Source organism: Paenibacillus mobilis (genome assembly GCF_058267595.1).
In genome coordinates, this window is record NZ_JBZCMS010000003.1 from 233,028 (window position 1) to 257,307 (window position 24,280).

Below are 24,280 nucleotides of genomic sequence, written 5' to 3' on the forward strand. Positions count from 1 at the left end.
TTAGGGATAAAGGTAAGCGCTTCCAACGGGAATTCCCCTTGTCCGTAAAGCCTTGCCCGGCAGTCCTGCCGCGCGGGAAACGACAAAAACCTTCATTTTCCTTGCCGGTCTGACATCGGGTGTTAAGACGGGTGCGCCGCCTGTGTTGTAAAATGTGAAAAACAAAAAAAGGGGTGGTCCGATGTGGTTCAAGAATTCTTTAAAAAGCAAGCTGACGGTGCTGCTGATTGCGGCCATCGTTTTTCCGCTGCTTGCCACAGGTATTGTTTCTTACCGCATCGCTTCGAATCTGACGGAAAAAATCGAGAAGCAGTCCGGCATGAACACGCTGCAGCAGATCTCGGACAAGCTGGATTTTATTATTGGCGACGCGGAGAACATGTCGGTCTTTATCATCGGCCAGAAAAACATTCAATCCTACCTCGGCAGCGACCGGTCGGACATTTCGTTATATTCGCAAAACGTTGCTTTCCTTATGAATCTCGCTTCCTCCAAAACCTATATTTCAAACATTACGATTACCTCGAACCGGGGGTTTCCGGCCTTGTCCAATACGACGATTATCCGCTCCGGCCTGCCTGAGGTTATGCGGGCCAACGAAGGGAAATATAACCCGGCTGTAAAATGGTGGACCCCGCTGTATGAGAATCAGACGACGGACAACGGGCTCAAACAGGTGTTTACGCTGGTCCGCCCGATCCGGAGCACCGACAAGTTCCAAAATTACGGAGAGCTGTCCATCAGCATCGACGCGCGTGAAGTACAGCGCATGTTGGAGAACGCCGCCTGGAACGAAAGCGGGCATTTGTGGCTGATCAATGAGGAGAACCGGGTGATGGTTTCGGAGAAAGGCGAAGGATTAAACCAGCCTTTGAAGGATAAGATTTCGAAGCTGGGGCTGCTTCATGGCGCTGATGGGGTTGAAAACGTCAAGCTGGGCGAGGAAAGCAGCACGCTGCTGTACTACACGGTCCCGAGCTTGGGCTGGAAGCTGGTCGGCGTCATTCCCACCCATATTTATACGGCGCAAAACCAATACGTGTTGACTTTGACCGCTTGGGCCATCGGAATCTCCGGTCTGTTTGCCGGCCTGCTTGTCCTTTATTTCGTCACCTGGGTGACCCGGCCGCTCATCAAGGTAGCCCGAAAGCTGAACCGGATTGATCCGGATGAGCCGGTCAGGCCGATCGAAGTCAAAACCACGGATGAAATCGGCATGCTGCTGCGCAGCTACAACCTGCTTAACGAACGCATCCAGCGGCTCAAAAGCCAGCTGCAGCTAAATGCCGCCAAGAAAAAGGAGGCGGACATCCAGGCGCTTCAGGCCCAGATCAACCCCCATTTTCTATATAACACTTTGTCCTCCATCCATTGGATCGCCTTAATGAACAAACAGAAGCCCATTGCCGAGATGGTCGGGGCGCTCACCGATTTCCTCCGCTTCAGCCTGAATGACGGAAAAGAGTTTTGCACGGTCGGGCAGGAGGTTGCCCATGCACAGAATTACGTGCGTATTATGTCCAAACGTTTTCAGGATAAATTCGAAGCGACCTTCCTCATCGATCCGGCCATGCAGGATCAGACCATGCTGAAGCTTCTCCTGCAGCCTCTGATTGAAAACAGCATCATGCACGGCATTCAGAAGCGAAAGGAGAAAGGCAGCATTCTGGTGCAGGGGGAACTGCGCGGGGCAGGGATGGTTTTTATCGTTGAGGATACCGGCATCGGTATGGAGGAAGCGAAGCTGAGGGAGATTCGGCACGAGCTTCAAATGGAAAAAGAAAGCCTGGAAAGCCAGGCTGAGACGGAGGAGGACGCGCCCAACCGTGCGTTCGGAGCGGAAACGTCCGGATATGGCCTTGGCAGCGTGCACCGCAGGCTGATTTTGCATTACGGAAGCGAAACGGGACTTCATATCGAAAGCGAGCCTGGCGCCGGTACGAGAATCTCTTTCACCATACCTTTACTGGAGGGATCCGCATGAACGTTTTAATCATAGATGACGAGGTGATTATCCGGACGGGACTGTGCACGGTGATCGACTGGGCGGAGCTGGGCATGAATCTGCTTCCGCCCGCGGAATCCGCGGAGGAGGCGCTGGAGCGCCTCCTCCCGGAGCGTCCGGACATCGTCCTTACCGATATCCGGATGTCCGGCATGGACGGCATTCAGCTGGCCAAGGAAATCAGGGAGAAGCTGCCGGACGCCGAAATTATCATTTTGACCGGCTATGACGATTTCGGGTTCGCCCAGCGGGCGCTGCGCCAGGGCGTAACCGACTATTTGCTGAAGACAAGCGATCCCGAGGAAATTATCAAATCCGTGATGAAAGCCAAAAAGAATCTTCAAACCAGATGGGAGCTGCGGAAGCAGGGGGATGTTCAGGCTGCCGCTCTCCGCAAGCAGCATTTCGAGTCCTGGCTCACGGGAAACGGAAGCGGAAGCGGGGATCCGAACGGGACGGCTTTTAAGTCGGTAAGCGAATGGCTGGAGGATGCCGGCTTAACCTTGGAAACGCCGGACGGCCAGCCCCGGGCTATGCGCGTTCTTTTGATCGGCGCTTCGGGATGGGGCCATGACCGTTTCTCCGGCTTAATGCTCGGAGCGGCAGAGAACATGCTGTCCGAGCTGCTTCCCGGTATAACGCTGCTCAGAAACAACAGGATCCTGGCCGTGGCCGGCGTGAATCCGGGCTGGTCCGGAATTCGGCAGCTGGAGAAAATGGTCGGCCGGGTTCGGGATACGCTGAGATGCGATATTTTTGCCGCAGCAGGAAATGAGGTTTATTCGGCTGGCGAGCTGCCCCGTTCCTACGAGGAGGCGCTCAAGGTCTACGAATACCGGATCGTCTTTGGCGATAAAGGGCTGTTCGAGCCGAAGGCCGTGGAAGACCGCCAGGGCGGAAGGACGGTCTGCTCGGAGAAGGAGGAAAGCGAGCTCTCTTCCCTGCTGATGAACAACAACGGCAGCCAGCTCCATGATTGGACCGCCGCAATCGTGAGGGAACGGCTGGAGGATCCCGAAACGACCCCGGCTGCCCTGCAGGCGTTCCTTCAATCCATTGTGATCGGGGCTCACCGCTGGCTGGACAGGGCGAAGGAGACGGCTTCGGCTACGCAGCCGTCAACGGGACAGGCGGGCGCCGCAGCGACACCGGCCATTTCCTTTGAGCCGGGGGTTGTCCTTGAAGATGAGCTGTTCAAGCTGCTGCTATCGGTGATGAATGAGTTCCACCAGCTCGTCGGAGACGGCAGGTATTCTTACATACACCGGGCCATTGCTTATATTCGCAACCATCTTGGCGAGCACTTGACCTTGCAGCAGGTGGCGGGTTTCGTGCACCTCAACTCCAACCATTTCAGCGAGGTTTTTAAACGGGAAACCGGGCAGGGATTCAGCGAGTTTGTAATCCGCGAGCGGATGCAGCGTGCGGCAAACATCCTGCTGACCACGCAGAAAAAGATAGGCGAAGTAGCCGGGGAAGTAGGCTACGAGGACATCAAATATTTCAGTCAGCAATTCAAGAAATGGATGGGCTGTACCCCGACGGAATACCGTCAGCTTTAAGGCGGCACTTGATTCTGGATGTGGAAGGAACCCGAACTTCGGAACGCCACATTCCGATAAATCTAACACGCATGTCACATCTAATGGACCCTTTTTCGGCTTTTATCTCCGCTTGAAGTCGAAAATCCGAACGATTAGCTGATATGGGTCCGAGGAGCCGAATTTTATCTACCCTCCGGCTGGAGATCACCTCCTTACGGTCCTAACCCGGCAATTTTATACTTTTAAACATAAATGGAACTAAAGGAGGGGTCTTAATTGGCAAAGAAAAAACCAATCGCAATTCTCGCTCTGTTACTATCGTTTACCCTGCTGCTCGCGGCATGCGGCCAAGGGGGGAAGAACGCGTCAACCACCGGTGCGGCGGAGACGGACGGCTCCAAATCCTCGGGGGAGAAAATCAAGCTGTCCATCTGGCATAACTTCTCCGGGGATGATTTAAGAGCCAAGGTCGTACGGGCACAGATCGAAAAGTTTAAAAACGAACACCCTGAGGTCGAGCTCGATGAGCAGGCGATCCCGCCGGACGGATACCGCCAGCGTCTGAAGACGGTGGCTGCCGCCAATGAAATGCCGGACGTCTTTTTCGTTCAATCGGGTACATCGATCAAAGAGTTTTACGACGGCGGTTTGATCCAGCCGATCACCTCCCTGCTCGATGAGCATCCGGATTGGAAAAACAACTTCATTTCAGGCTCGCTCGACACGCTTTCCTTCGACGGCCAGGTGTACGCGACGCCGCTGAGCGGTTCGGCTACTTCCTTCTTTTTTTACAACAAGTCCCTGTTTGAAAAATATAACGTCAAGGTTCCAACCACGTGGGAGGAATTAATGACGGCGGTCAAAACGTTCAACGACAACAAAATCACGCCGATTTCGCTGGGGAATAAAGCCTCCTGGCTGGCGCAGTCCAGCATTCTTTCCTCGCTTGCGGACCGGGTGACCGGCACGGACTGGTTCATGAAAGCCGTAAATCAGGATGGGGCGAAGTTTACCGATTCCGAGTTCGTGCAGGCTCTGCAGTATTTCAAGGACCTGGCCGAAGCCAATGCGTTCCAGTCCGGCTTTAATAGTCTGGATAACACCCAGATGGAGCAGTATTTCGCCGAAGGCAAAGCCGCAATGATGATCGACGGATCGTGGGCGCTGACCAATATGGCTGCGGCAGCGACGGAAGAGCAGCTGAATCAGATTGATATTACCGTGCTTCCATCCATTCCGGGCGGCAAAGGGGCCCCGAACTCGATGTCCGGCGGCTCCGGAGGCGGTTTGGCACTCAGCAAAACCGTCACGGGCGACAAGCTGAAGGCCGCTTTGGACCTGATCTATACGGTCAGCGGTCCGGAAGCGATGCAGGCCATCGCGGACAGCAACTCGATTGTCACCTACAAGGTAGAGCCGGATAAAGAGAAAGTGATGCCGCTGTTCTACAAAGCGTTTACGCTCTACAAATCCCTGAATCTTACTCCGGTATATGACGCCTATTTAACTTCTTCTGCAACCGACGCGGTAAATAACGGCCTGCAGGAGGTGTCCCTGGGCGGCGATCCGAAAGCGATCGCCCAGAAGATCCAGGACGCCCAGGCGAGGGATCTTGGCAAATAACCGGGCGCTCCTTCACTCATAAAACAAATTCCGGACGATATCCGTTCCCGCCTTTCAAGGGGCGGGTATCGTCCATCCCTGCATCTTTGAAAGGAGGCCGGTTATGGCGTTCGTAAACCGTCTTAAAGGGTTTGTGGTGATCGGGCTTCTGCCCGCGCTCGTTTTGTACCTGGTTTTTGTGCTTGTGCCGATCGTCTGGTCGGTTTATTACGGATTTTTTAACTGGAAAGGCATCGGCGCGGCCAGCTTCATCGGTTTTGACAACTATGCGGAAGCCCTACGCGACCCGATTTTCTGGCGGGCGTTGAAGAACAACCTGATCATCGTGGCCGCATCGATTCTGGGGCAGCTGCCGATCGCGCTCATTTTGTCCCTGATTCTCAGAAAAACCACCCTGTTCCACCGGTTCGTCCGGTCGGCCGTTTTTATGCCCATGGTTGTCTCCACCGTCGTCATCGGCATGATCTGGGGATACATTTATCACCCCCAAATCGGCATATTGAACGTTATTTTGGAAAATATCGGCCTAGGCTCCTGGATCCGAGACTGGCTTGGGGACGCCCGCATCAACATGTATTCGGTCAGCGTGCCGGTCATTTGGGCCAATATTGGCCCTTATCTGATCATCTTTATTTCGGCCATCCAAAACATCCCGTCCGAAATGGAGGATGCCGCCAAAATCGACGGCGCCGTCCGGGCCAAATGGCTGTATCTCATCGTTATTCCGATGATCTGGGATACGATCAAGGTTGCCATCGTTCTCTGTATCTCGGGCAGTTTGAAAGCCTTTGATCTGATTTATATCATGACGGGCGGCGGTCCGGCCCAATCGACCGAGCTGCTCGCCACTTATATGTACAATAATACGTTTGAAGTTTTCCGCTACGGCTACGGCTCCGCCGTTTCCTCGCTGATCATCGTCATCAGCCTCATTCTCGTGCTCGGCAGCCAGCTGCTGATGAGAAAGAGAGGGGTATGATGAATCTGATTTCACCTGAAACCCTGACGGGAAAAACAGTCCGCAGACCTTTGCCGCGGCGCCGGAAATCCGGCTGGCTGTGGGGACTCGACACGGCGCTGCTGGTTTATGCCCTGGCGACGATTTATCCTCTGCTGTGGCTGTTTATCAGCTCCTTCAAGTCTGTGCGCGACTTCTCGGCCAATCCGTTTGCCCTGCCTTCGGTCTGGCAGTTTGAAAATTATACGCGGGCCTGGGAGATTGCCGGTATCGGAAGGGCATTTGCCAACTCAGTTATCGTCACGCTCGGTTCGCTTGCGCTGACGCTGATTCTCGGGACGCTTACCGGCTACATTTTGTCACGGCTGAACTTCCGGTTTAAGGGCGTAATTATGGGTTTGTTTGTACTGGGCATGCTGATTCCGATCCACAGCACGCTGGTACCGCTGTTTATCATGATGAAGAACCTGCATATTCTGGACACCTATGCTTCGCTGATTCTGCCCTATGCGGCGTTCGAGCTGCCTGTGGCGATCTTTATCGTGGCGGCCTATTTAACCTCCGTGCCCAAAGAGCTGGAAGAAGCGGCGATGATCGACGGCAACGGATATTGGGGGATTTTCTGCCGGATCATTATGCCGCTGGCGGTTCCGGCCATGGCAACGATCTCGATTTTGGGTTTTCTGCGCTTCTGGAACGATTTCGCTTTTGCGCTCGTGTTTATCAATGACCAGTCCTTAAAAACGCTGCCGCTCAGCTTGTCCATCTTCTCCGACGGCTACGGCACGGACTACAGCCTGACGATGGCCGCGATGTCGATTGCGGTGATTCCGACGGTGATCGTATACCTGATTTTCCAGGAGCAGATCATGAAAGGCATGGTGGCCGGAGCGGTTAAAGGTTAAGGAGCGTTTATGTAAAAATGAAACCGGAAAAGGCGCGTCCTGAGACGCCCTGCTTCCGGTTTATTTGTTTTCGTTAAAGTTCTTGCGGGCTTATTGTTTCCCGCCCGGATGCCCGCCGCTGAGTTTCTCCTGAGCTTGGCGGATCATTTCGCGGACCATCGAACCGCCGATGGCGCCGCCGATTTTCCCGGCCTGCTCGGCCGTAAGATCGCCGTTGTCGCCATGTTTCAGCGGAACGCCCAGCGACTCGGCCACTTCGTATTTAACATCGTCGGGATGTTCGGGATTTACCCGGTAGCCTTCCTGGCGCATGGCCTCCGCCTTAAAATGCTGGAGCGCCCGGTCTGCAGCCGGTCCTCTGCCTGATCTTCTTCTTGCCACGTCAATCAGCCTCCTTTAGCCTGCGGAATCCTGAGTTAGGATGCCCTGATTCCAGCGGATTTATGACCGCGTGCGGCTCCTAAAGGCGATTGCCTGTTTTTACATTGAAGCCGTCTCTGACATCTGCCATAATAATGACAATCAAACCAGGTTGTCCTGTAAAACGTTGGATGAATAAAGAGGAGGCTTTTGTTTCATGAAAGGAATCATTACCGTGCTCGGCAAGGATAAGGTGGGCATTATCGCCAAGGTCTGCACTTACCTCGCCGGACAAAACGTCAACATTCTGGATATTTCCCAAACGATTATCCAAGGCTATTTCAATATGATGATGATCGTCGATATTACGGCTCCGGCGAAAAGTTTTGAGGCGCTGGTCGAGGACCTGCAGAAGCTTGGGGCGGAGCTTGGCGTGGAGATCAAACTCCAGCATGAGGATATTTTCAACACGATGCACCGGATCTAACCGCAGGTTCGGGCGGGCGGGCCCGCAAACTGCTGCGATTTTTTTAGCTCAGGAGGAAATGCGATGATTACGCTTGGAGAAGTACAGGAAACGAATAAAATGATCCGGGAAATGAATCTTGACGTGCGTACCATTACGATGGGTATCAGCCTGATGGACTGCGCGCATTCGGATTTGGCGGTTTTTAACCGGAATATCTATGACAAAATTACCCGTCTGGCCGAAAAGCTGGTCAAAACGGGCGAAGACCTGGAGCGCGAGTTCGGCATTCCGATCATCAACAAACGGGTTTCGATTACGCCGATTTCCATTGCGGCCGGCGGACTCAAAACCGATTCTTACGTCCCTGTCGCCGAAACGCTTGAGAAAGCGGCCAAAGAAATCGGCGTCAATTTTATCGGCGGGTTCTCCGCTCTGGTACACAAAGGATTTACGGAGGGCGACCGCAAGCTGATCGAAAGCATTCCGGAGGCGCTGGCCGTAACGGAGCGCATCTGCGCATCGGTAAACATCGGGTCCTCCCGAAGCGGCATCAACATGGATGCGGTGAAGCTGATGGGCGGCGTCATCAAGAAGACGGCCGAGCTGACCGCGGACCGCGATTCCGCAGGCTGCTCCAAGCTGGTCATTTTCTGCAACGCGGTGGAGGACAACCCCTTTATGGCGGGGGCTTTCCACGGCGTGGGCGAACCGGAGTGCGTCATTAACGTCGGCGTCAGCGGTCCGGGCGTCGTGAAGCGGGCTCTCGAAGAAGTCAAGGACAAGGACTTCGAAACGCTCTGCGAAACGATCAAACGGACGGCGTTTAAAGTGACGCGGGTCGGCCAGCTGGTCGCCCAGGAAACCTCGAAACGCCTCGGCGTGCCGTTCGGCATCGTCGATCTGTCGCTGGCTCCGACGCCGGAAATCGGCGATTCCATCGCGGAGATTTTTCAGGTGATGGGCCTGGAGGAAGCCGGTGCTCCGGGAACGACGGCGGCTTTGGCGATCCTGAACGACAACGTGAAAAAAGGCGGCGTGATGGCGTCTTCCTACGTCGGCGGCCTCAGCGGCGCTTTTATCCCGGTCAGCGAAGACCACGGCATGATTCAGGCCGTACAGAAAGGCGCGCTGACGCTTGAAAAGTTGGAAGCCATGACCTGCGTCTGCTCGGTCGGCCTCGACATGATCGCGATCCCTGGCGACACAAGCGCCGCGACCTTGTCGGGCATCATCGCCGACGAAGCGGCCATCGGCATGATCAACAACAAAACGACGGCCGTCCGCATCATTCCGGTCGTCGGCAAAGGCGTCGGCGAAATCGCCGAATTCGGCGGACTGCTGGGTTATGCGCCGGTCATGCCGGTGAACGCCTTCAGCTGCGCCAGCTTTATCGAACGAGGCGGCCGGATTCCGGCGCCGATCCACAGCTTCAAGAACTGACCGTCTAAAGAACGGGCATCAAGGAACGACAAGAAGGCCGCTTCTGTTGGCGAAGCGGCCTTCTTGTGTAAGGTATGTCAGTTTGTATGACAAATGAGGATTGCGAGTGCTTCCTAGAGGACTCCTTTTTCCTTCTTGAACGCCTCGGCAAATTCGCTCAGCTCCGGTCTGTCGCGGAAGTTGATCGTATTGCCGTCGGGAAAGATTACGGCAAATTCATAAAGCATTTCATATTTGTCTATGGCATTTTTGCCTTCCGAAAATCCCAGCTCATTGATCGGGTGCCTGTGAAGCTCGCTGCCGTTTTGACCGTAGGTAACAAAATGGCCGTCGGCAATTTCATAACGCATGTTATGAAGTTGAATTGATTTCTTCTCCATCGGAAAAACCCTCCAATCTGCAAAATAACTCCTATTACTATTTACCACGGACAGAGAATGTAAACATAAATGACGAAATACTGCCTTATTTTTAAAAAAACATGCGCCTTAACCCGATTTGACACTAGGAAAATCAAGGTTTGCGTCGAATCTTTGTTTAAGGAATAGTAATCCATAAATAAACCATTTATCCGTATATACCGGGTTATATTACATCATTTTGACAGCTTAGCTAGAGCATAACGGACAAGGAGAGGAAGTGTATCGTGAAGGACCAGACCAGGTATTCTCGACTTGCGAATATAACCAAGATGATCAACACCAAGCTGGAGCTGCGGGACATGCTGCAGTACGTCACAACGGCTATTTCGGAGGAAATCGTTCGTTGCGATTCCGTCGGCATTTATTTGCCGGAGGAAGACGGGAGCTTCAGGGGCTATGTGGGGAAACCGGAGCTGATCAACGGCATGTCGCTGGATATGCACGTCATTGATACGGAATACGATCTGCTCGCCAAGGAGGTCATCGAAACCCAGAAGGTCGTTTACATTCCGGACACCTCCAAGGATTGCCGGCCCGACCCGCGGGCGGTCCAGGGCTTTCAGATCAAATCGCTGCTGGCGCTGCCTATCTCTTATGAGCAGGAACTGTACGGGCTTGTTTTCCTGTTTGATTACGGCAGCCCTATGAACTTGACGGAGTCGGAGATTCAGACCGTTGAGGCTTACGTGAATATGGCAGCGGTTGCGATCCGGAACGCGAAGAACCTGACGCATAAGGAAAACCTGATTGTCGAGAAGCAGCTGCTGCTGGATCTGACCCGGGATTTGTCCCTGTCGTCCAATATGCAGGAGGTGCTGGACAACTGTTTTTCCTATGTGGGCAGAGTGCTTAAAAACTTCAATCCGGCCGTGCATTTGGTGGATCCGCTGGCGGAGCGCTCCATAAGACCGGTAAGATTAAGCAAGGACAGCAACTGGACGCAGGAAGACTGGATGGCCACCCATCAGGCGGTGCAGTTTGATATGAGCCAGGACGCGCTTTTTCAGGAGGTCATGCGGACCAAAAAGGCCGTGCTCGTATACGACGTGATGAAGGATGAGCGCCCCAACCATGAAATTTGTAAAAAGTTTGGCATCCAGGCGATGTACCTATTCCCTTTAATTTCTATGGGGGAAGTGCTCGGCGTTATCGCGGTCGTGGATTTTAAGAAGAAAAACACCGTTTATTCCGAAGCCGACATCCAGCTTACCCAGTCGATCGTGGATGCAACGGCCTCCACTATCTCTAACCTGCTTTACCGGGAGAAGCAGGAGATGATCATCGAAGACCGGACCCAGGAGGTGCGGTCCAAAAACCAGGAGCTGGAGCGCGTCGTGGCGGAGCTGCAGCAGATCAGCCGCGAGCGCGAGCTCATTTTGAATTCGGCCGGCGAGGGGATTTTCGGCCTGGATCTGGAAGGGAAAATCACATTCTGCAATCCCGCTGCGGAAAGCATGCTGGGCTTTGAGAAAGGCGAGCTGATCGGGCAGTCTTACGGGGTTATTTTTGGCGGAAAAAATCTGGACCTGCTTAAATTCTCGGCTTCCTCGAACCGAAGCTGGAACAATTTCCATCTGGAAGAGGCATTCTGCCGCAAGGATGGAACCGAACTTCCGGTTGAATACGTCATTTCCTCGATTCATGAAGGAGACCGGATCGTCGGGGATGTCGTCACCTTCAAGGACATTACGCAGAGACGGCAGATGGAGGAGGAAATCCGCTATCACGCTTACTTCGACAGTGTCACCGATTTGCCGAACCGCGTGCTGCTGAAAGACCGGCTGAACCAGGGGATCACCTATGCCCAGGGCGACGGCGGCAAGCTGGCGCTGCTTTATCTGGATCTCGACCGCTTTAAGCTCATCAACGATTCGCTCGGCCACAGCTACGGCGATCGCCTGCTTCGGGAAGTGGCCCAGAGGCTCAACTCCTGCGTACCGAAAAATGCCACCGTCTCCCGCCAGGGCGGCGACGAGTTTACGGTTTTCCTGCCGGATATCGGAGGCAAACGCGAAGTGCTCCGTATTGTTAATCAGGTGATCAGCTCGTTTTCGAAGCCTTTTTATCTGGCGGAAAATGAAATTTTCATTACGGCCAGCATCGGCATCAGCCTTTTTCCGGAGAATGGCACAAGCAGCGAAGAGCTGATCAAAAACGCCGATACCGCTATGTACAAAGCCAAGGAAATCCCGGGCAACAGCTATCATTTCTTCAGCACGGGCATGGAAACGCGGGCATTCGAGATCGTCAAATTCGAAAATGCGCTGTACAAGGCGCTGGACAACGACGAAATCGAAATCTATTACCAGCCGCAGATCGACTACAGGGACCGGAGCCTGATCGGAGTGGAAGCTTTGGTCCGCTGGAATCATCCTACGGAAGGACTGATTTCGCCGGACGACTTTATTCCGATTGCCGAGGAGACGGGCCTGATCATTCCGATCGGGGAATGGGTGCTCAAAAATGCCTGCCGTCAGCTCAAACGGTGGCATGACCTCGGGGGACCGCCGATCAGCGTATCGGTGAATCTGTCCGTCCGCCAGTTTGAGCAGAACAACCTGTTCTCAACGGTAAAAAGCATCCTGAAAAAGCTGGATTTATGCCCGCATTACCTGCATTTGGAGCTGACGGAAAATCAGATTATCAAAAATACGGAAATCACGCTCAAAACGATGGAGCAGCTCCTGGATCTGGGCGTGAAAATCGCCATCGACGACTTCGGAACCGGTTATTCTTCGCTCGGCTATCTGAAAAATTTCCCGATCAGTACGCTCAAAATCGATAAATCGTTTGTTCAGGAGCTGGGAAAAAGCGATGTGACCGCGATTACCAATACGATCATTACGCTGGCTCAAAATTTAAATCTGAACGTGATTGCAGAAGGGGTGGAAACTTTGGAGCAGGCCGAATTCCTGTCCGCCCGGGATTGCTTCCTGATGCAGGGCTATTATTTTGGCAGTCCGATGAAAGCGGAGGAGATCGCCCGCGAATATTTGTCCATTTCCCGGCTGGAGCAGGGAATCTAATCTAAATCATTTTCTGGAGGTTATGAAATCAACATGAAGGCAGCGCGTTACGTACTCGAGTATTTGAAGAACAGCGGAGTGGAATATATTTTTGGCATTCCTGCCGGATCGGTCAACGTGATTTTTGACGAGCTTTTCGATATGCCTGAGATTACGCCGGTCGTGACCAAACATGAGGGAGCCGCATCCTACATGGCGGCCGCTTATGCCAAATATGCGAACAAGCTCAGCGTCTGCATCGGCTGCAGCGGCCCGGGCGGAACGAACCTGGTAACCGGCGCGGCCAACGCGATGCGCGAGCATCTGCCGGTATTATTCATTACCGGGGCCGTGCCGATGAACACGGTGGGTCTGAACGCATCCCAGGAGCTGGATGCGGCGCCGATCTTCGCGCCGGTGACCAAATACAGCGTCCGCGTCAGCGAGTCCAAAGACGTGCTGGCCGAAGTGGCCAAAGCCGTTCAGATCGCCGTGTCCGGCGTTCCGGGTCCGGTGCATGTGGCCCTGCCGATCGACGTTCAAGCGGGGCAGGTCGAGCATAAAGAACTGCCCGCTCCGGCAGTGCGAACGCCGATGGTGCCGGATGCCGACACGATCAAACATGCCGCCGAAGAGCTGGTGAAACGCGAAAGCGGGATTATTTTGGCCGGCCAGGGCATCCGGGGTTCGGTAGATCAGCTGGTAGAACTGGCGGAGCTGCTGAACTGGCCGATCGTAACGACGCCGGTCGCCAAAGGATATCTCACGGAGGACCATCCGCTGAATGCCGGCGTATTCGGGTTTGCCGGTCATGAGTCGGCTTCCAGCCTGATCAATACGGAAGTACCGGATCAGGCGCTGCTCGTCATCGGCTCCAGCCTAGGTGAAACGGCAACCAACAACTACAATGCCAACCTGAACAAAAACCGTTTCACCGTGCAGATGGACTTTGACCAGACGGTGTTTAACCGCAAATATAAAGTGGACATTCCGGTGCTTGGCGATATCAACCTCGGCCTGCTGTTCCTGATCGAAGAGCTTCGCGCTTTGGGCCTGGAGAAGAAGGAAGCGGGTGAACTGCGGAAAGTGGAGCAGCCGGAGCCGCATGTCCTGACGGACGAATACAATACGAAAAACGTCTTCGCCGCCCTGCAAAACAGCCTGCCGTCCAACACCCGCTACACCGTGGACATCGGCGAGTTTATGTCTTACGTCATTCACTATATGCATGTGGTGGACCGCTACAGCTTTGATATAAACGTGCATTTCGGCGCGATGGGCAGCGGCATCAGCTCCGCCATCGGCGCGAAGCTGGCCGACCCTCATCGACCGGTGGTCAGTCTGACCGGCGACGGCTGTTTCTTCATGCACGGCATGGAGATTCTGACCGCCAAAGAATACAATCTTCCGATTCTGTTTGTCGTGATGAACAATGCGCGGCTTGGCATGGTCTATCACGGCCATAACCTGCAGTACAAACGCACGCATGCCTCCTTCGACCAGCAGGAGACCAACATTGCCGCCATGGCAGCAGCCATGGGACTGCCAAGCTTCCGGGTAAGCGGCCTGGAAGACCTGAACGATGATTTCCTGAAGGGCTTCGCCGACCTGAAAGGCCCGGCCGTGCTGGAAATCGCCTTGAAGGACAACAGCATTCCGCCGATGGGCGACCGGGTAAAGTTCTTGTCCTCTTTCGGGAAATAAGAGCTTGGGTAGGGAAAGAGTGTTGCAAGCTGCGAATAGGGGATAAAGCAAGGGGATAAGTTCGCCTAACGGACTAATCCGTTGATGGGGCGAGTCTATGGAAGAGTGAGTTTATGGAGGAGCAAAGTCTATCGGACTTAAGGAGAGGTGCCAAGAGAATCTAACTCTTGGCGCTCTTTTGTTTTTCTTAGGGGTTACCCCCTACACCGCCATGCCCTACTCTCCCTCGAATATAACTTATTATGTAATGTTATTTAACCAAAGGTCATCTATTTATCTAGGTTTTTAGCGAAAAAAGCTTGACTAGGCTGGTTTTTTGCCTAATAATAGGTTTCATATTAAACGATCTTCCTAGCCGCACCTCAAAATGCGGTAGATTTCCTTACATGAGAGGGTGCGGGGATGATGGTAACCGCCGGTGATTTTAAACAGGAGCTTCTGAGGATTTACAACGCGATAAACAAAAAAATGTTTAACGCAGGAGTGAAGCAGCAGAAAGTCGATTTTGCCGGGAACAAGATCATTATCCTTTCGAAGAACGCTAGGGTGCCGGTTTTGAAGCTGCTGGACGAAAGCCATCCGCAAACCACCCGGCAGCTGGACCTTCTGCTCTTTCAGCTGATCAAACAGGAAATCAAGGAAGAATTGAGGAAGCAGTTTCAACTGAATATCGTCACCGTGCTCAAAGATTATGATACAGAGACCGAATTGTCCGGTACGATCATCATTCTTGAGCGTGACGTGGAGGATTATCTGAATGAACTCCCGGAACTCCGTTAGAAATCAGCTTCAAGCCCGGACTTGAAGCCTGATGCCTGGAGAGCTGGTTGATCGTCAGTTTGGAACCTGGCGCAGGTGCCCTTGGGCAATTTTGCGTGCAGCGGACTGGACTGGCGATTTTTTATACCCATTTTTAAATTTTCAGAAAGAAATTCAAATCATTTTCACGAGGAGGAGAAAAGGATGACCCACAAAATCGAGATTAAAGGCGTCAGCAAATGGTTCCGCAGAAACGGGGAAAATATCGCAGCCATGCAGGAAACGAACCTGCAGATTGAATCAGGGCGTTTTGTCAGCATCATTGGCCCAAGCGGGTGCGGCAAGTCCACTTTGTTTAACATCATTGCCGGATTGATGCCTCCTTCCACGGGGCAAGTGCTGGCGGACGGCGAAAATATCGTCGGCAAAGCCGGGCATGTCGGCTATATGCTGCAAAAGGACATGCTCCTGCCGTGGCGGACGATTTTGGACAACATCATTTTGGGGATGGAAGTCCGGGGCGTTCCTTATAAGGAGGCCGTGGGAAGAGCGCTGCCGCTGATGGAAAAATACGGGCTTAAAGGGTTCGACAAGCATTACCCGAAGGAGCTCTCCGGCGGGATGCGCCAACGGGCCGCGCTGCTTAGGACGCTGCTGTACGACCGGGACATCATTTTGCTGGATGAGCCGTTTGGCGCGCTCGATGCTCAGACCCGGCTGACCATGCAGAACTGGCTGCTGCAGATTTGGGCCGATTTCGGCAAAACGGTGCTGTTCGTCACGCATGATATTGATGAGGCGATTTATCTGTCGGACGATATTTACGTCTTCTCCCCAAGGCCCGGACGGATCAAGTCCAAAATAACGGTTACCATGCCGCGTCCGCGCCATACCGAAGACATGACTTCCCCGGCGTTTATGGAACTCAAGCATCATCTGATGGATTTGCTGTCGGCCGGCCACGAAGATGCGGAACATATTTCGTAATGATGGACCCTGGAATCTTAACAGGATTTTAATAACGAACAAGAGGAGGAATTAGAAATGGAAACCGCACGCCAAGATGCTTTTGTCATTCACACGGTTAAAGCCGTTCCGCCGTCCGCAGAGCCGGTGAAAATCCTGGAAACCGCCGCTGCTCCGCTGATCCTGGACGAGGAGGCTTTGGCCCGGAAAAGGTCGCGCAGGATCGTGATTGGCCGCCTGCTGGTGGCTGTGCTGATTTTTGTGGTTTGGGAGCTGTTCACCCGTTTCGGCTGGATCGACAAATATTACTGGAGTTCGCCGAGCGCCATCGTCAAAACGATGTGGACGGGCCTTACACAAGGGACGCTGCTGGGAGATATCGGGTATACCTCGGCTTCGACGGTGATCGGTTTTATTGCGGGAACGCTGGTCGGCTCCGCGATGGGCTTGTCTTTCTGGTGGTCCAAGTCCTATGCGGGCATCAGCGAGCCTTACCTGATCATTCTCAACGCGCTGCCGAAGCTGGCTTTGGCTCCCGTGCTGGTCATTTTGCTGGGGATCGGGTTTTTCTCGAAGGCTGCGCTGGCTTTTTCGATGACGGTTGTAGTTTCGGCCTTGTCGGCCTACAGCGGCGTTAAAAGCGTGGATCCCGACATGGAGAAGCTCATGTATTCCCTGGGCGCCAAACGCCGCCAAGTATTCGCCAAAGTGGTTGTTCCGTGGTCGATGCCATGGATGATCAGCAGTCTGCGGATCAATATTGCCCTGGCGCTGGCGGGCGCGATCGTCGGCGAGTTCATCGCCTCCAGCAAAGGCGTCGGCCGGATGATCATGTATGCGGGCACGATCCTTGACATCAATCTGGTCTGGGTGGGCGTCGTGGTGCTGTCGTTATTGTCCATGGTCATGTATTGGGGAGTGGTTCTCCTCGAAAAATGGCTGGCCAAAGGGTTCGTGAAGTAACCGGACGGCCCTCGGCCCTGCTCAAAAACAAAAATATTAAAATAAAATCAAAAGGGATAGGGGAATCGGATATGAAGAGCAAAAAAAGAGTTGTACCGCTGCTGCTGCTTCTCGCGATAAGTATAGGACTGCTGTCCGCCTGCGGCAATAAAGAGGCCGGGACGGCTGATGCCGCCGCTCCCGGGAACGGCAAGCTGAAAAAGATCGTCATCGCCGAACCGCTTCATTCAACCGGTTATCTGCCGCTGTATTTGGCGCAGCGGGAAGGTTATTTCGCCAAGCAGGGGCTTGACGTGGAGGTGATTCAGGCCGCAGGGGGCGCGCACATCACCGCGGTTGTCAGCGGCGATGCCTGGGGCGTGATCGGCGGCGTGGAATCCAACGCGCTGGGCAATAAAAACAGCTCCGATCCGATCGTATCGGTTGTAAACGCAGTAAACCGGGCCAACGTTTATCTGGTCGCCAAAAAGGGGCTTGCTCCGGCAGGCGACTCTCCGGAACAAATGAAAGAGTTCCTGAAGGGCAAAAAAATCGCGGCAGGCCGACACGGCGGTACGCCAAACTTGCTGACCCGCTATTATCTGCTCAGCCTGGGGCTGGATCCCGAGAAGGATGTAACGCTGCTGGAGCCGGCTGACGCCTCCACTGTCGTCACCATGGTTCAGCAAGGGGCGGCTGACATTGCCAACGGCGCCGAACCCCAAATCAGCGACGGGATCGCGAAGGGCGTCTGGGATGAACCTTTTTACAAGTTCCATGATCTTGGCGATTTCTCCTATTCCGTGCTCAGCGTCAAAAAATCGACGATCGAGAAAGATCCGGAGACGGTGCAGAAGTTCACGAACGCGATTTTGGAGGCCCTGAAAACCGTTCAATCGGACAAAGAGCTGGCTACCAAGGATTTGAAAGCCGAATTCCCGACCCTGTCAGATGATGCGATCAAAGCCTCGATGGACCGGGCGTACGCGGATAACCTGTGGAGCGTGGACGGGCAGATTTCCGAAGCGGGCGTCAAACAGGATATGGATGTGATGATCAAAACGGGCATCTATTCCGGGGACTACAGCTATGCGGATCTGGTTGATATGCAGTTTGTGAACCAGGCCAAATAAGAATTAGAACAATTCATATTAAATTGGTGTGTTTAGTAGTATATTATTAATAATAGATTGGCAGATTAACCCAAAATCCAATAACGAGGTGTGAGATCATGAAAACCTTGCAGGAGCTTGTAACAGAAAAGAAAGCCGCGGTTGTGATTGTAGATGTGCAAAACGATTATTGCCACCCGGAAGGTTCGCTTGGGCAAAGGGGAGCGGACGTAAGCGGCGTAGCGGAGATGATGCCGAATTTGCACCGCTTGCTGGATAGTGCCAGAGCACACGAGGTGCCGCTGATTTTTATCCAGACCTTCCATGAGGATGCAACGGATTCGGAAGCCTGGAGAGAGCGTTCCGCCGGCAACTCGGCCAAGGTCTGTCGCAAGGGCAGCTGGGGAGCGGAATTTTTTGAAGTGGAGCCGGCACCGGGAGAAATTGTTGTTAATAAACACCGGTACAGTGCATTTATCCATACAAGGCTGGATACGATCCTTCGGACGCTTGGCATCCAAACGCTGATCATGACGGGCGTTAGCACCAACGTATGCGTAGAGTCGACGGCCCGCGACGGTTACATGCTGGACTACCATATCGTAATGCTTAAGGATGCCTGCGCTTCGTATTCCCGGGAAGCCCACGACATGACGATGAAAAATATCAGCGGTTATTTCGGCACCGTCACCGACACGCATGAGGTGATCCAATCATGGGATTACAGCCGGGAAACGGCCGCGCTGCTTTAATCCCCGGCCGGGAACAGGCTGACGGGGCGCCGCGAATTTCACGCTGGTTAACGCCTTATACCATTTGCCTGGGAGCTTTTCTGTCCAATCTCTCGGCCGGAATGTTCAATATCGGGTTGGTTGATATTTCGGGCGACTTCGGGATCAATCTGGCCTCTTCGCAGTGGGTGGTTACCGTTTACCTGCTGGTGATCACGATTTGTTTGCCGATCATGGGCAAGCTGGGAGATACATTCGGTAAAACGAAGATTCATAATACGGGTTATTTCCTCTTTATGCTGGGTGCGCTGCTCTGCGCGGTGGCTCCCTCCTTCGGCCTGCTGGTCGGTTTCCGCATCCTGCAGGGCTTTGGAGCCTCCATGTACCAGGCTACCAATATGGCGCTGATCGTCTCCGTCTATCCGGAGCAGCAGCGCGGCAAAGCGCTGGGTCTGATCAGCACCTTTGTCGCCGCCGGCTCCATGGCCGGGCCCAGCCTGGGCGGGTTTCTGATCGAATGGTTTTCCTGGCGCACGAATTTCTGGCTGCTCGCGGTAGTAGCCTTGGGGGCTTGGCTGCTCGCCACCAGGTTTATTCCCAAAGAACGGGGAGCCGCCGATCAGGGGCTGGATTTTACAGGCGCGGCCTTGTTTGCCGCCGCGGTGACCGGTCTTGTGACGGCGGCGGGCCTGGGCGGAAGCTGGGGCTGGACTTCTCCGGCTACGCTGATGCTCCTGCTGCTGTTTGCGGCAGCGGCTTCGGGATTTATCCTCTGGTGCAGGCCTCGGCGTTGGAACGGCCGGATGAACGGCGAGAGCCAGACTATAAGCCCTGTTGACTCTGTCGACCCTGTTGGCGGGTTTCCTGCTTCTAATCCCCGAAAGTCCGGCTCGCCCGCTCCGTTCCTGGACTTGGCGTTGTTCCGTGATTTCCGCTCCAGCGCGGGTATCTTCATTACCATCGTCACCTACATGTCGGCTTTTGCAGTTCAGCTGCTGCTGCCTGTCTTTCTGCGGACGCAGCTTGGACTCAGTGCAGCCGGCACTGGACTGATGATGATGGGTTATCCGCTGGCGCTCATTTTGTCCGCGCCCCTAAGCGGAAACCGTTCGGACAAGCAGGGGCCGATCCCGCTGATGACAGGCGGATTGATTGTGATGGCCGCCGCTTTGGCGGTGCTGGGCGTGTTGACGCCATCTTTTCCGCCAGCGGTTATCGTAGTGCTGATTGTGCTGCTAGGCGCGGCGATGGGCATGATTTCTTCGCCTAACAGCAGTCTCGTGATGAGCCGGGCGCCCAAACGGCAGGCCGGGCTGGTCAGCAGCATGCTGGCCTTGTCCCGGAATCTGGGCATGATGTTCGGCACGGCTGCTGCCGGTTCCCTGCTGGCTGGTCAGGCCGCTGAAGCGGGAACCAATGGGGAGGCCGGGCTGACGGCTTACCATACGATTTTTACCTTGTGTGCGCTGCTCGTTGTGGCCTTCCTGTTCTTGCTGCTGATGGCTTCCCGGCAAACGAGGCGAGAGCAAGCGGGGGAGTCGCAGGCGGCGGGGCGCTGAGGGGGGATGAACTGAGGATTAGAACAAGAAGGCAGTGCGAGGAGATTTCCCTGGCACTGCCTTTTTTAGTGCGGGTGAATAATGCTGCGGGACACGGGCTTTCCAAGCAATATTCGGGCGGCATCATGTCATGAATACGCTGTAAACCTTTTTTCTAACCGGGCAGGCGTTTTTTTCGGCCTGAAAAGGTTAAAATTTAAACATTACTCACAAAGCAGCTTAACGATTTTATTATGTAAAATTTTAACTGAAATCGGATGGCAGGCTAAATCCCCAAAATTATGCTATGATATAAATTACACACTGAAAAAATGTAAGACTCTATTTATTTGTTAGCCCAGTGAAAAATTGCTGCTTGGGCAGCTTTTCATAGGCAAGGTTTTTATATCTTTTAAAGGGGGACTCCTGTTTTGGATGCGCAGTTTCTGGATTTGTTGGCCCAAAAATACGATTCTGAAGAAAAAGTCGTTACCGAAATCATCAACCTTGAAGCGATTTCGAGTCTGCCCAAAGGAACCGAACATTTTGTCAGCGACCTGCACGGGGAGTACCAGGCCTTTCAGCATGTGCTGAGAAACGGATCGGGTACGGTAAGGGAGAAAATCAAGGATTTGTTCCGGGAGTCATGGACGGATCAGGAAATCAGCGATTTTGCGGCGCTGGTTTATTATCCGGAAGAGAAGTTACAGCTGGTCAAAAGCGACCTTTGCAACAAACCGGCCCTGAACCGGTGGTATAGACAAACGATCGAGCGGCTGCTTAAGCTCATTTCTTATGCTTCTTCCAAATATACGCGTTCAAAGCTGCGCAAGGCATTGCCGCAGCAGTTTGTATACATTATAGAAGAGCTCCTGTACAAGACGGATTTAACGAACAATAAAGATCCTTATTATGAGGAAATTTACCGGCAAATTATTACTCTAGGCCAAGCGGATAAGCTTATTATCGGCCTTGCTTACACGACCCAGCGACTGGTGGTTGACCATCTTCATGTGGTCGGGGATATCTATGACCGCGGGCCTGAACCCGATAAAATTATGGACACGCTGATCAACTACCATTCCGTAGACATTCAATGGGGGAATCATGACGTGCTGTGGATAGGCGCGTATGCCGGTTCACTGGTTTGCTTGGCGAATATTATCCGGATCTGCGCCAGATACGACAACTTGGACATTATTGAAGACGTATACGGCATCAATCTTCGCCCGCTTCTGAATCTGGCGGAGAAATATTACGATGACAACCCGTCCTTCAGACCCAAGCTGCAAGCCGGCCATAACGTGTCGGAGCAGGAAATCCTGCAGATCACCAAGATTCATCAAGCGATTGCCATGATTCAGTTTAAGCTGGAAATCCCGATCATCAAGAGACGCCCGTTTTTTCATATGTCGGAAAGGCTTCTGCTTGAGAAAATCGATTACGATAACAACGAAATCACGTTACGCGGACAAACCTATTCCTTGGAAAATACCTGCTTCGCAACCGTAAATCCGCAGCAGCCGGAGCAATTGCTGGAAGAGGAGCAGCAGGTGCTGGACAAGCTGCTGTTCTCCGTGCAGCATTCCGAAAAGCTGGCCAGACATATGAATTTCCTTATGAAAAAAGGCAGCCTCTATTTAAAATACAATGGCAACTTATTGATCCACGGCTGTATTCCTTTAGATGAGGAAGGGAATATGGAGGAAATGCGCATTGAGGACAAAACCTATTCCGGACGTCAATTGCTGGACGTTTTCGAATATTTTTTACGGTACGCCTTTGCCCATCCCGAAGAAACCGACGATCTGGCAACGGATATGGTTTGGTACATCTGGACGGGGGAATGCTCTTCCTTGTTTGGAAAAAGAGAGATGACCACCTTTGAGAGATACTTCATTCCGGATAAGGAAACCCACAAGGAACGAAAAAATCCTTATTACCACCTGCGTGAAAATGAGGAGATCTGCCGGAAAATCCTGCAGGAGTTCGATCTGAATCCGGATCAGGGACATATCATTAACGGCCATACCCCGGTTAAGGAAATCCGCGGAGAAAACCCGATTAAAGCCAACGGGAAAATGGTAGTCATTGACGGCGGTTTCTCCAAAGCTTATCAATCGACAACGGGGATAGCCGGTTATACCCTGCTGTTTAATTCCTTTGGCATGCAGCTGGTAGCCCATAAGAAATTTAAATCCAAAGAAGATGTGTTATGCAACGGAACGGACGTATTGTCCGTCAAAAGACTGGTTGACAAAGAGCTGAAGCGAAAGCTGGTCAGGGAAACGAATATCGGCGAGAAGTTGCAGCGCAGAATTTCAAATTTAAAGAATTTGCTGGAATATCGGTACATGAAGTAAAGGAAACCGATTGCCGGGATTGCCCTGATCTATTAAAGCTATCAAGCAAAAAAAGCAGACGAGCCCGTCTGCTTTTTTGTGTCCGCTTTTTCTTTCTGCGGACCGGTGAGGATCCGAAGGGGATCCCTGGAGCTTTTCTTTTTATTGCATCAGGCCGGCAGGCTCCCGAACCTTGCTGTAGAAGTTGCCCGGGGTGACCGAAGTAGCGGGGGAAGCGGCCTTAGCATTGTCGGCCGGCGGTTTTTATTTTTGTTTTCCCTGCAAAAAACGGGCGAGATAACACGGTCTCAACTAAGCCTGAAACGGGCGAGCCCCCATTCATATCCGCTGCGTAGAAGGTGTTTCAGACTTCTCTTCTGCACGACGTAATAGGGGACCAATTCCGCCCCCCACGGGGCTTTGGATTTGGAAACCGAGGGGATATTGGCGCCGGCGAAGTCGAAATACTCAAAGCCGCTCCTTGACAAGTCCTCAAAAGCGCAGCTTTGGGACAGCTGCACCACGCCGTTCGCGATATGCCGGCTTTTGCTCCCGGCCACCCAGCCTTGGGCCAGCCGCGAGTCCAGCGCCAAAACGACGCTTGCGCTTACGGCTTCGCCGTCAGGCGCATAACAGACATAGCAGCGAAAGGCCTCATCGCCAAGCAGCCGCCGGGCAAGCTCCAGATCTTCTGCGCTCAGCTGGTGGCTGAAGCCCTTGCGGCTCTCCGTTTCAGCCAAACAAGCCATAACATCGGCCATTCTGCAGGTTCGTTCCGTGCGGTAGCCAAGCGCTGCCGCTTTTCTGATTTTACCCCGGATTTCCGAGCTGGCTTCCTCCAGTTTGAACGGCAGATTCAAATAATAAGTGTATTTCATCCACACGTGAAAGCCGCTCCAGATAAACGGGCGCATGTCCGTAATTTCGGGAGGGAAAACAATTCCGGCCGTTCCTTGACGGGTCTTCATCTCCCGGATCAGCAACGCTGCCGTTTCATGCCATCGGCTGCTCAGCTTGTGCTTTTTCAAAGCGGCTCCAGGGTTAAAATAAACCGGGTGATAGGCATTTAGCGGCGGCAGGTACCATTTTCCTCTTTTCCCCTCAAAAAATAACGCTTCGCCGTAATAATCCGACTCCCCCTGCTGGAACCTGCGGATCACATACCTGCAGCCCCATTTCAGCCGGTTAAATTCCGCCCAGGCGGTCAAACCCGCAGTAGTTTGGGAAAAAGCGGGATTAGCTTCAGTAGAGCCCTCCTTCCCGCTGAGCGGAATGCCGAGACCGTTTGATTCAAGTCTTTTTCCGTACCCATACAGGCTGTTCATTTTGAAATAATAGCTCCTTGTCCTCAAATATTGGCGTTATTCGGTCCAAAGCCTTGCTTGTCTGCCTAAAGGATATTCGCCGTGCCGCTTCTTTATGCCGGTTCATATGTTGCAGAAAACGTTTTACTAG

The 24,280-nt window shown here is 53.2% G+C and carries 19 protein-coding genes; 16 read left to right on the top strand and 3 right to left on the bottom strand.

The window, feature by feature from the left end; genetic code table 11:
- The first annotated feature begins 181 nt into the window (after positions 1-181).
- The 5 genes from AC3ZPD_RS07395 (at position 182) to AC3ZPD_RS07415 (ending at position 7,035) form a co-directional block, all read left to right on the top strand.
- Positions 182-1,984 (top strand): cache domain-containing sensor histidine kinase, encoded by a 1,803-nt coding sequence (locus AC3ZPD_RS07395; protein WP_490983636.1) that lies wholly within the window; start codon positions 182-184, stop codon positions 1,982-1,984.
- A complete protein-coding gene (locus AC3ZPD_RS07400; protein WP_490983637.1) occupies positions 1,981-3,567 on the top strand; it encodes a response regulator in 1,587 nt (528 codons plus the stop codon). The genes AC3ZPD_RS07395 and AC3ZPD_RS07400 overlap by 4 nt, the downstream gene beginning before the upstream one ends.
- A 258-nt stretch (positions 3,568-3,825) precedes the next feature.
- Positions 3,826-5,172, top strand: coding sequence for an extracellular solute-binding protein (locus AC3ZPD_RS07405; RefSeq protein ID WP_490983638.1), 1,347 nt, complete (start codon positions 3,826-3,828; stop codon positions 5,170-5,172).
- Between the two features lie 103 nt (positions 5,173-5,275).
- Complete coding sequence (locus tag AC3ZPD_RS07410) at positions 5,276-6,151, top strand: carbohydrate ABC transporter permease (RefSeq protein WP_490983639.1); 876 nt, start codon at positions 5,276-5,278, stop codon at positions 6,149-6,151.
- Entirely contained in the window at positions 6,148-7,035 is an 888-nt protein-coding gene (locus tag AC3ZPD_RS07415; protein ID WP_490983640.1) for a carbohydrate ABC transporter permease, read from the top strand. Before AC3ZPD_RS07410 ends, AC3ZPD_RS07415 begins: the two co-directional genes overlap by 4 nt.
- Before the next feature lie 90 nt (positions 7,036-7,125).
- Here AC3ZPD_RS07415 and AC3ZPD_RS07420 read toward each other — a convergent pair whose 3' ends face one another.
- On the bottom strand, positions 7,126-7,416 hold the full coding sequence (locus AC3ZPD_RS07420) for a small, acid-soluble spore protein, alpha/beta type (protein WP_490983641.1): 291 nt from the start codon (positions 7,414-7,416) through the stop codon (positions 7,126-7,128).
- Between the two features lie 196 nt (positions 7,417-7,612).
- On the opposite strand from AC3ZPD_RS07420, the gene AC3ZPD_RS07425 reads away from it, so the two are divergent.
- A complete protein-coding gene (locus AC3ZPD_RS07425) occupies positions 7,613-7,882 on the top strand; it encodes an ACT domain-containing protein (protein WP_490983642.1) in 270 nt (89 codons plus the stop codon).
- 63 nt (positions 7,883-7,945) lie between these two features.
- A complete protein-coding gene (locus AC3ZPD_RS07430; protein WP_490983643.1) occupies positions 7,946-9,304 on the top strand; it encodes a PFL family protein in 1,359 nt (452 codons plus the stop codon).
- Between the two features lie 113 nt (positions 9,305-9,417).
- On the opposite strand, the gene AC3ZPD_RS07435 is transcribed toward AC3ZPD_RS07430, so the two are convergent.
- Positions 9,418-9,684, bottom strand: a complete 267-nt coding sequence (locus tag AC3ZPD_RS07435; protein WP_490983644.1) for a hypothetical protein — start codon at positions 9,682-9,684, stop codon at positions 9,418-9,420.
- Between the two features lie 263 nt (positions 9,685-9,947).
- On the opposite strand from AC3ZPD_RS07435, the gene AC3ZPD_RS07440 reads away from it, so the two are divergent.
- The 9 genes from AC3ZPD_RS07440 to AC3ZPD_RS07480 all read left to right on the top strand — a co-directional run bounded on the left by AC3ZPD_RS07440 (position 9,948) and on the right by AC3ZPD_RS07480 (position 22,846).
- Positions 9,948-12,752, top strand: a complete 2,805-nt coding sequence (locus tag AC3ZPD_RS07440) for a bifunctional diguanylate cyclase/phosphodiesterase (RefSeq protein WP_490983883.1) — start codon at positions 9,948-9,950, stop codon at positions 12,750-12,752.
- 33 nt (positions 12,753-12,785) lie between these two features.
- Positions 12,786-14,435 carry a thiamine pyrophosphate-binding protein gene (locus tag AC3ZPD_RS07445; protein WP_490983645.1) on the top strand — a complete coding sequence of 550 codons (1,650 nt, stop codon included), beginning with the start codon at positions 12,786-12,788 and terminating at the stop codon, positions 14,433-14,435.
- Between the two features lie 402 nt (positions 14,436-14,837).
- Positions 14,838-15,215 (top strand): Na-translocating system protein MpsC family protein, encoded by a 378-nt coding sequence (locus tag AC3ZPD_RS07450; RefSeq protein ID WP_490983646.1) that lies wholly within the window; start codon positions 14,838-14,840, stop codon positions 15,213-15,215.
- 183 nt (positions 15,216-15,398) lie between these two features.
- Positions 15,399-16,181, top strand: a complete 783-nt coding sequence (locus tag AC3ZPD_RS07455; protein ID WP_490983647.1) for an ABC transporter ATP-binding protein — start codon at positions 15,399-15,401, stop codon at positions 16,179-16,181.
- Between the two features lie 57 nt (positions 16,182-16,238).
- Entirely contained in the window at positions 16,239-17,123 is an 885-nt protein-coding gene (locus AC3ZPD_RS07460) for an ABC transporter permease (protein ID WP_490983648.1), read from the top strand.
- 71 nt (positions 17,124-17,194) lie between these two features.
- Positions 17,195-18,235: an ABC transporter substrate-binding protein gene (locus tag AC3ZPD_RS07465; RefSeq protein ID WP_490983649.1), complete on the top strand. Its 1,041-nt coding sequence runs from the start codon at positions 17,195-17,197 to the stop codon at positions 18,233-18,235.
- 98 nt (positions 18,236-18,333) lie between these two features.
- On the top strand, positions 18,334-18,966 hold the full coding sequence (locus AC3ZPD_RS07470) for a cysteine hydrolase family protein (RefSeq protein WP_490983650.1): 633 nt from the start codon (positions 18,334-18,336) through the stop codon (positions 18,964-18,966).
- The gene (locus AC3ZPD_RS07475; RefSeq protein ID WP_490983651.1) at positions 18,930-20,504 is read left to right on the top strand and encodes an MFS transporter; all 1,575 of its coding nucleotides are present in this window, start codon (positions 18,930-18,932) and stop codon (positions 20,502-20,504) included. Before AC3ZPD_RS07470 ends, AC3ZPD_RS07475 begins: the two co-directional genes overlap by 37 nt.
- A 410-nt stretch (positions 20,505-20,914) precedes the next feature.
- A complete protein-coding gene (locus tag AC3ZPD_RS07480) occupies positions 20,915-22,846 on the top strand; it encodes a fructose-1,6-bisphosphatase (RefSeq protein ID WP_490983652.1) in 1,932 nt (643 codons plus the stop codon).
- Between the two features lie 287 nt (positions 22,847-23,133).
- On the opposite strand, the gene AC3ZPD_RS07485 is transcribed toward AC3ZPD_RS07480, so the two are convergent.
- On the bottom strand, positions 23,134-24,150 hold the full coding sequence (locus tag AC3ZPD_RS07485; RefSeq protein ID WP_490983653.1) for a GNAT family N-acetyltransferase: 1,017 nt from the start codon (positions 24,148-24,150) through the stop codon (positions 23,134-23,136).
- Positions 24,151-24,280 lie beyond the last annotated feature (130 nt).

What these genes read in the sequence shown, in the direction of transcription:
- AC3ZPD_RS07475 (WP_490983651.1), top strand. Translation starts at nt 18,930, where the DNA reads ATGGGATTACAGCCGGGAAACGGCCGCGCTGCTTTAATCCCCGGCCGG.
- AC3ZPD_RS07435 (WP_490983644.1), bottom strand. Translation starts at nt 9,684, where the DNA reads ATGGAGAAGAAATCAATTCAACTTCATAACATGCGTTATGAAATTGCC.
- AC3ZPD_RS07445 (WP_490983645.1), top strand. Translation starts at nt 12,786, where the DNA reads ATGAAGGCAGCGCGTTACGTACTCGAGTATTTGAAGAACAGCGGAGTG.
- AC3ZPD_RS07430 (WP_490983643.1), top strand. Translation starts at nt 7,946, where the DNA reads ATGATTACGCTTGGAGAAGTACAGGAAACGAATAAAATGATCCGGGAA.
- AC3ZPD_RS07465 (WP_490983649.1), top strand. Translation starts at nt 17,195, where the DNA reads ATGAAGAGCAAAAAAAGAGTTGTACCGCTGCTGCTGCTTCTCGCGATA.
- AC3ZPD_RS07410 (WP_490983639.1), top strand. Translation starts at nt 5,276, where the DNA reads ATGGCGTTCGTAAACCGTCTTAAAGGGTTTGTGGTGATCGGGCTTCTG.
- AC3ZPD_RS07415 (WP_490983640.1), top strand. Translation starts at nt 6,148, where the DNA reads ATGATGAATCTGATTTCACCTGAAACCCTGACGGGAAAAACAGTCCGC.
- AC3ZPD_RS07485 (WP_490983653.1), bottom strand. Translation starts at nt 24,150, where the DNA reads ATGAACAGCCTGTATGGGTACGGAAAAAGACTTGAATCAAACGGTCTC.
- AC3ZPD_RS07395 (WP_490983636.1), top strand. Translation starts at nt 182, where the DNA reads ATGTGGTTCAAGAATTCTTTAAAAAGCAAGCTGACGGTGCTGCTGATT.
- AC3ZPD_RS07460 (WP_490983648.1), top strand. Translation starts at nt 16,239, where the DNA reads ATGGAAACCGCACGCCAAGATGCTTTTGTCATTCACACGGTTAAAGCC.
- AC3ZPD_RS07450 (WP_490983646.1), top strand. Translation starts at nt 14,838, where the DNA reads ATGATGGTAACCGCCGGTGATTTTAAACAGGAGCTTCTGAGGATTTAC.
- AC3ZPD_RS07455 (WP_490983647.1), top strand. Translation starts at nt 15,399, where the DNA reads ATGACCCACAAAATCGAGATTAAAGGCGTCAGCAAATGGTTCCGCAGA.
- AC3ZPD_RS07470 (WP_490983650.1), top strand. Translation starts at nt 18,334, where the DNA reads ATGAAAACCTTGCAGGAGCTTGTAACAGAAAAGAAAGCCGCGGTTGTG.
- AC3ZPD_RS07425 (WP_490983642.1), top strand. Translation starts at nt 7,613, where the DNA reads ATGAAAGGAATCATTACCGTGCTCGGCAAGGATAAGGTGGGCATTATC.
- AC3ZPD_RS07400 (WP_490983637.1), top strand. Translation starts at nt 1,981, where the DNA reads ATGAACGTTTTAATCATAGATGACGAGGTGATTATCCGGACGGGACTG.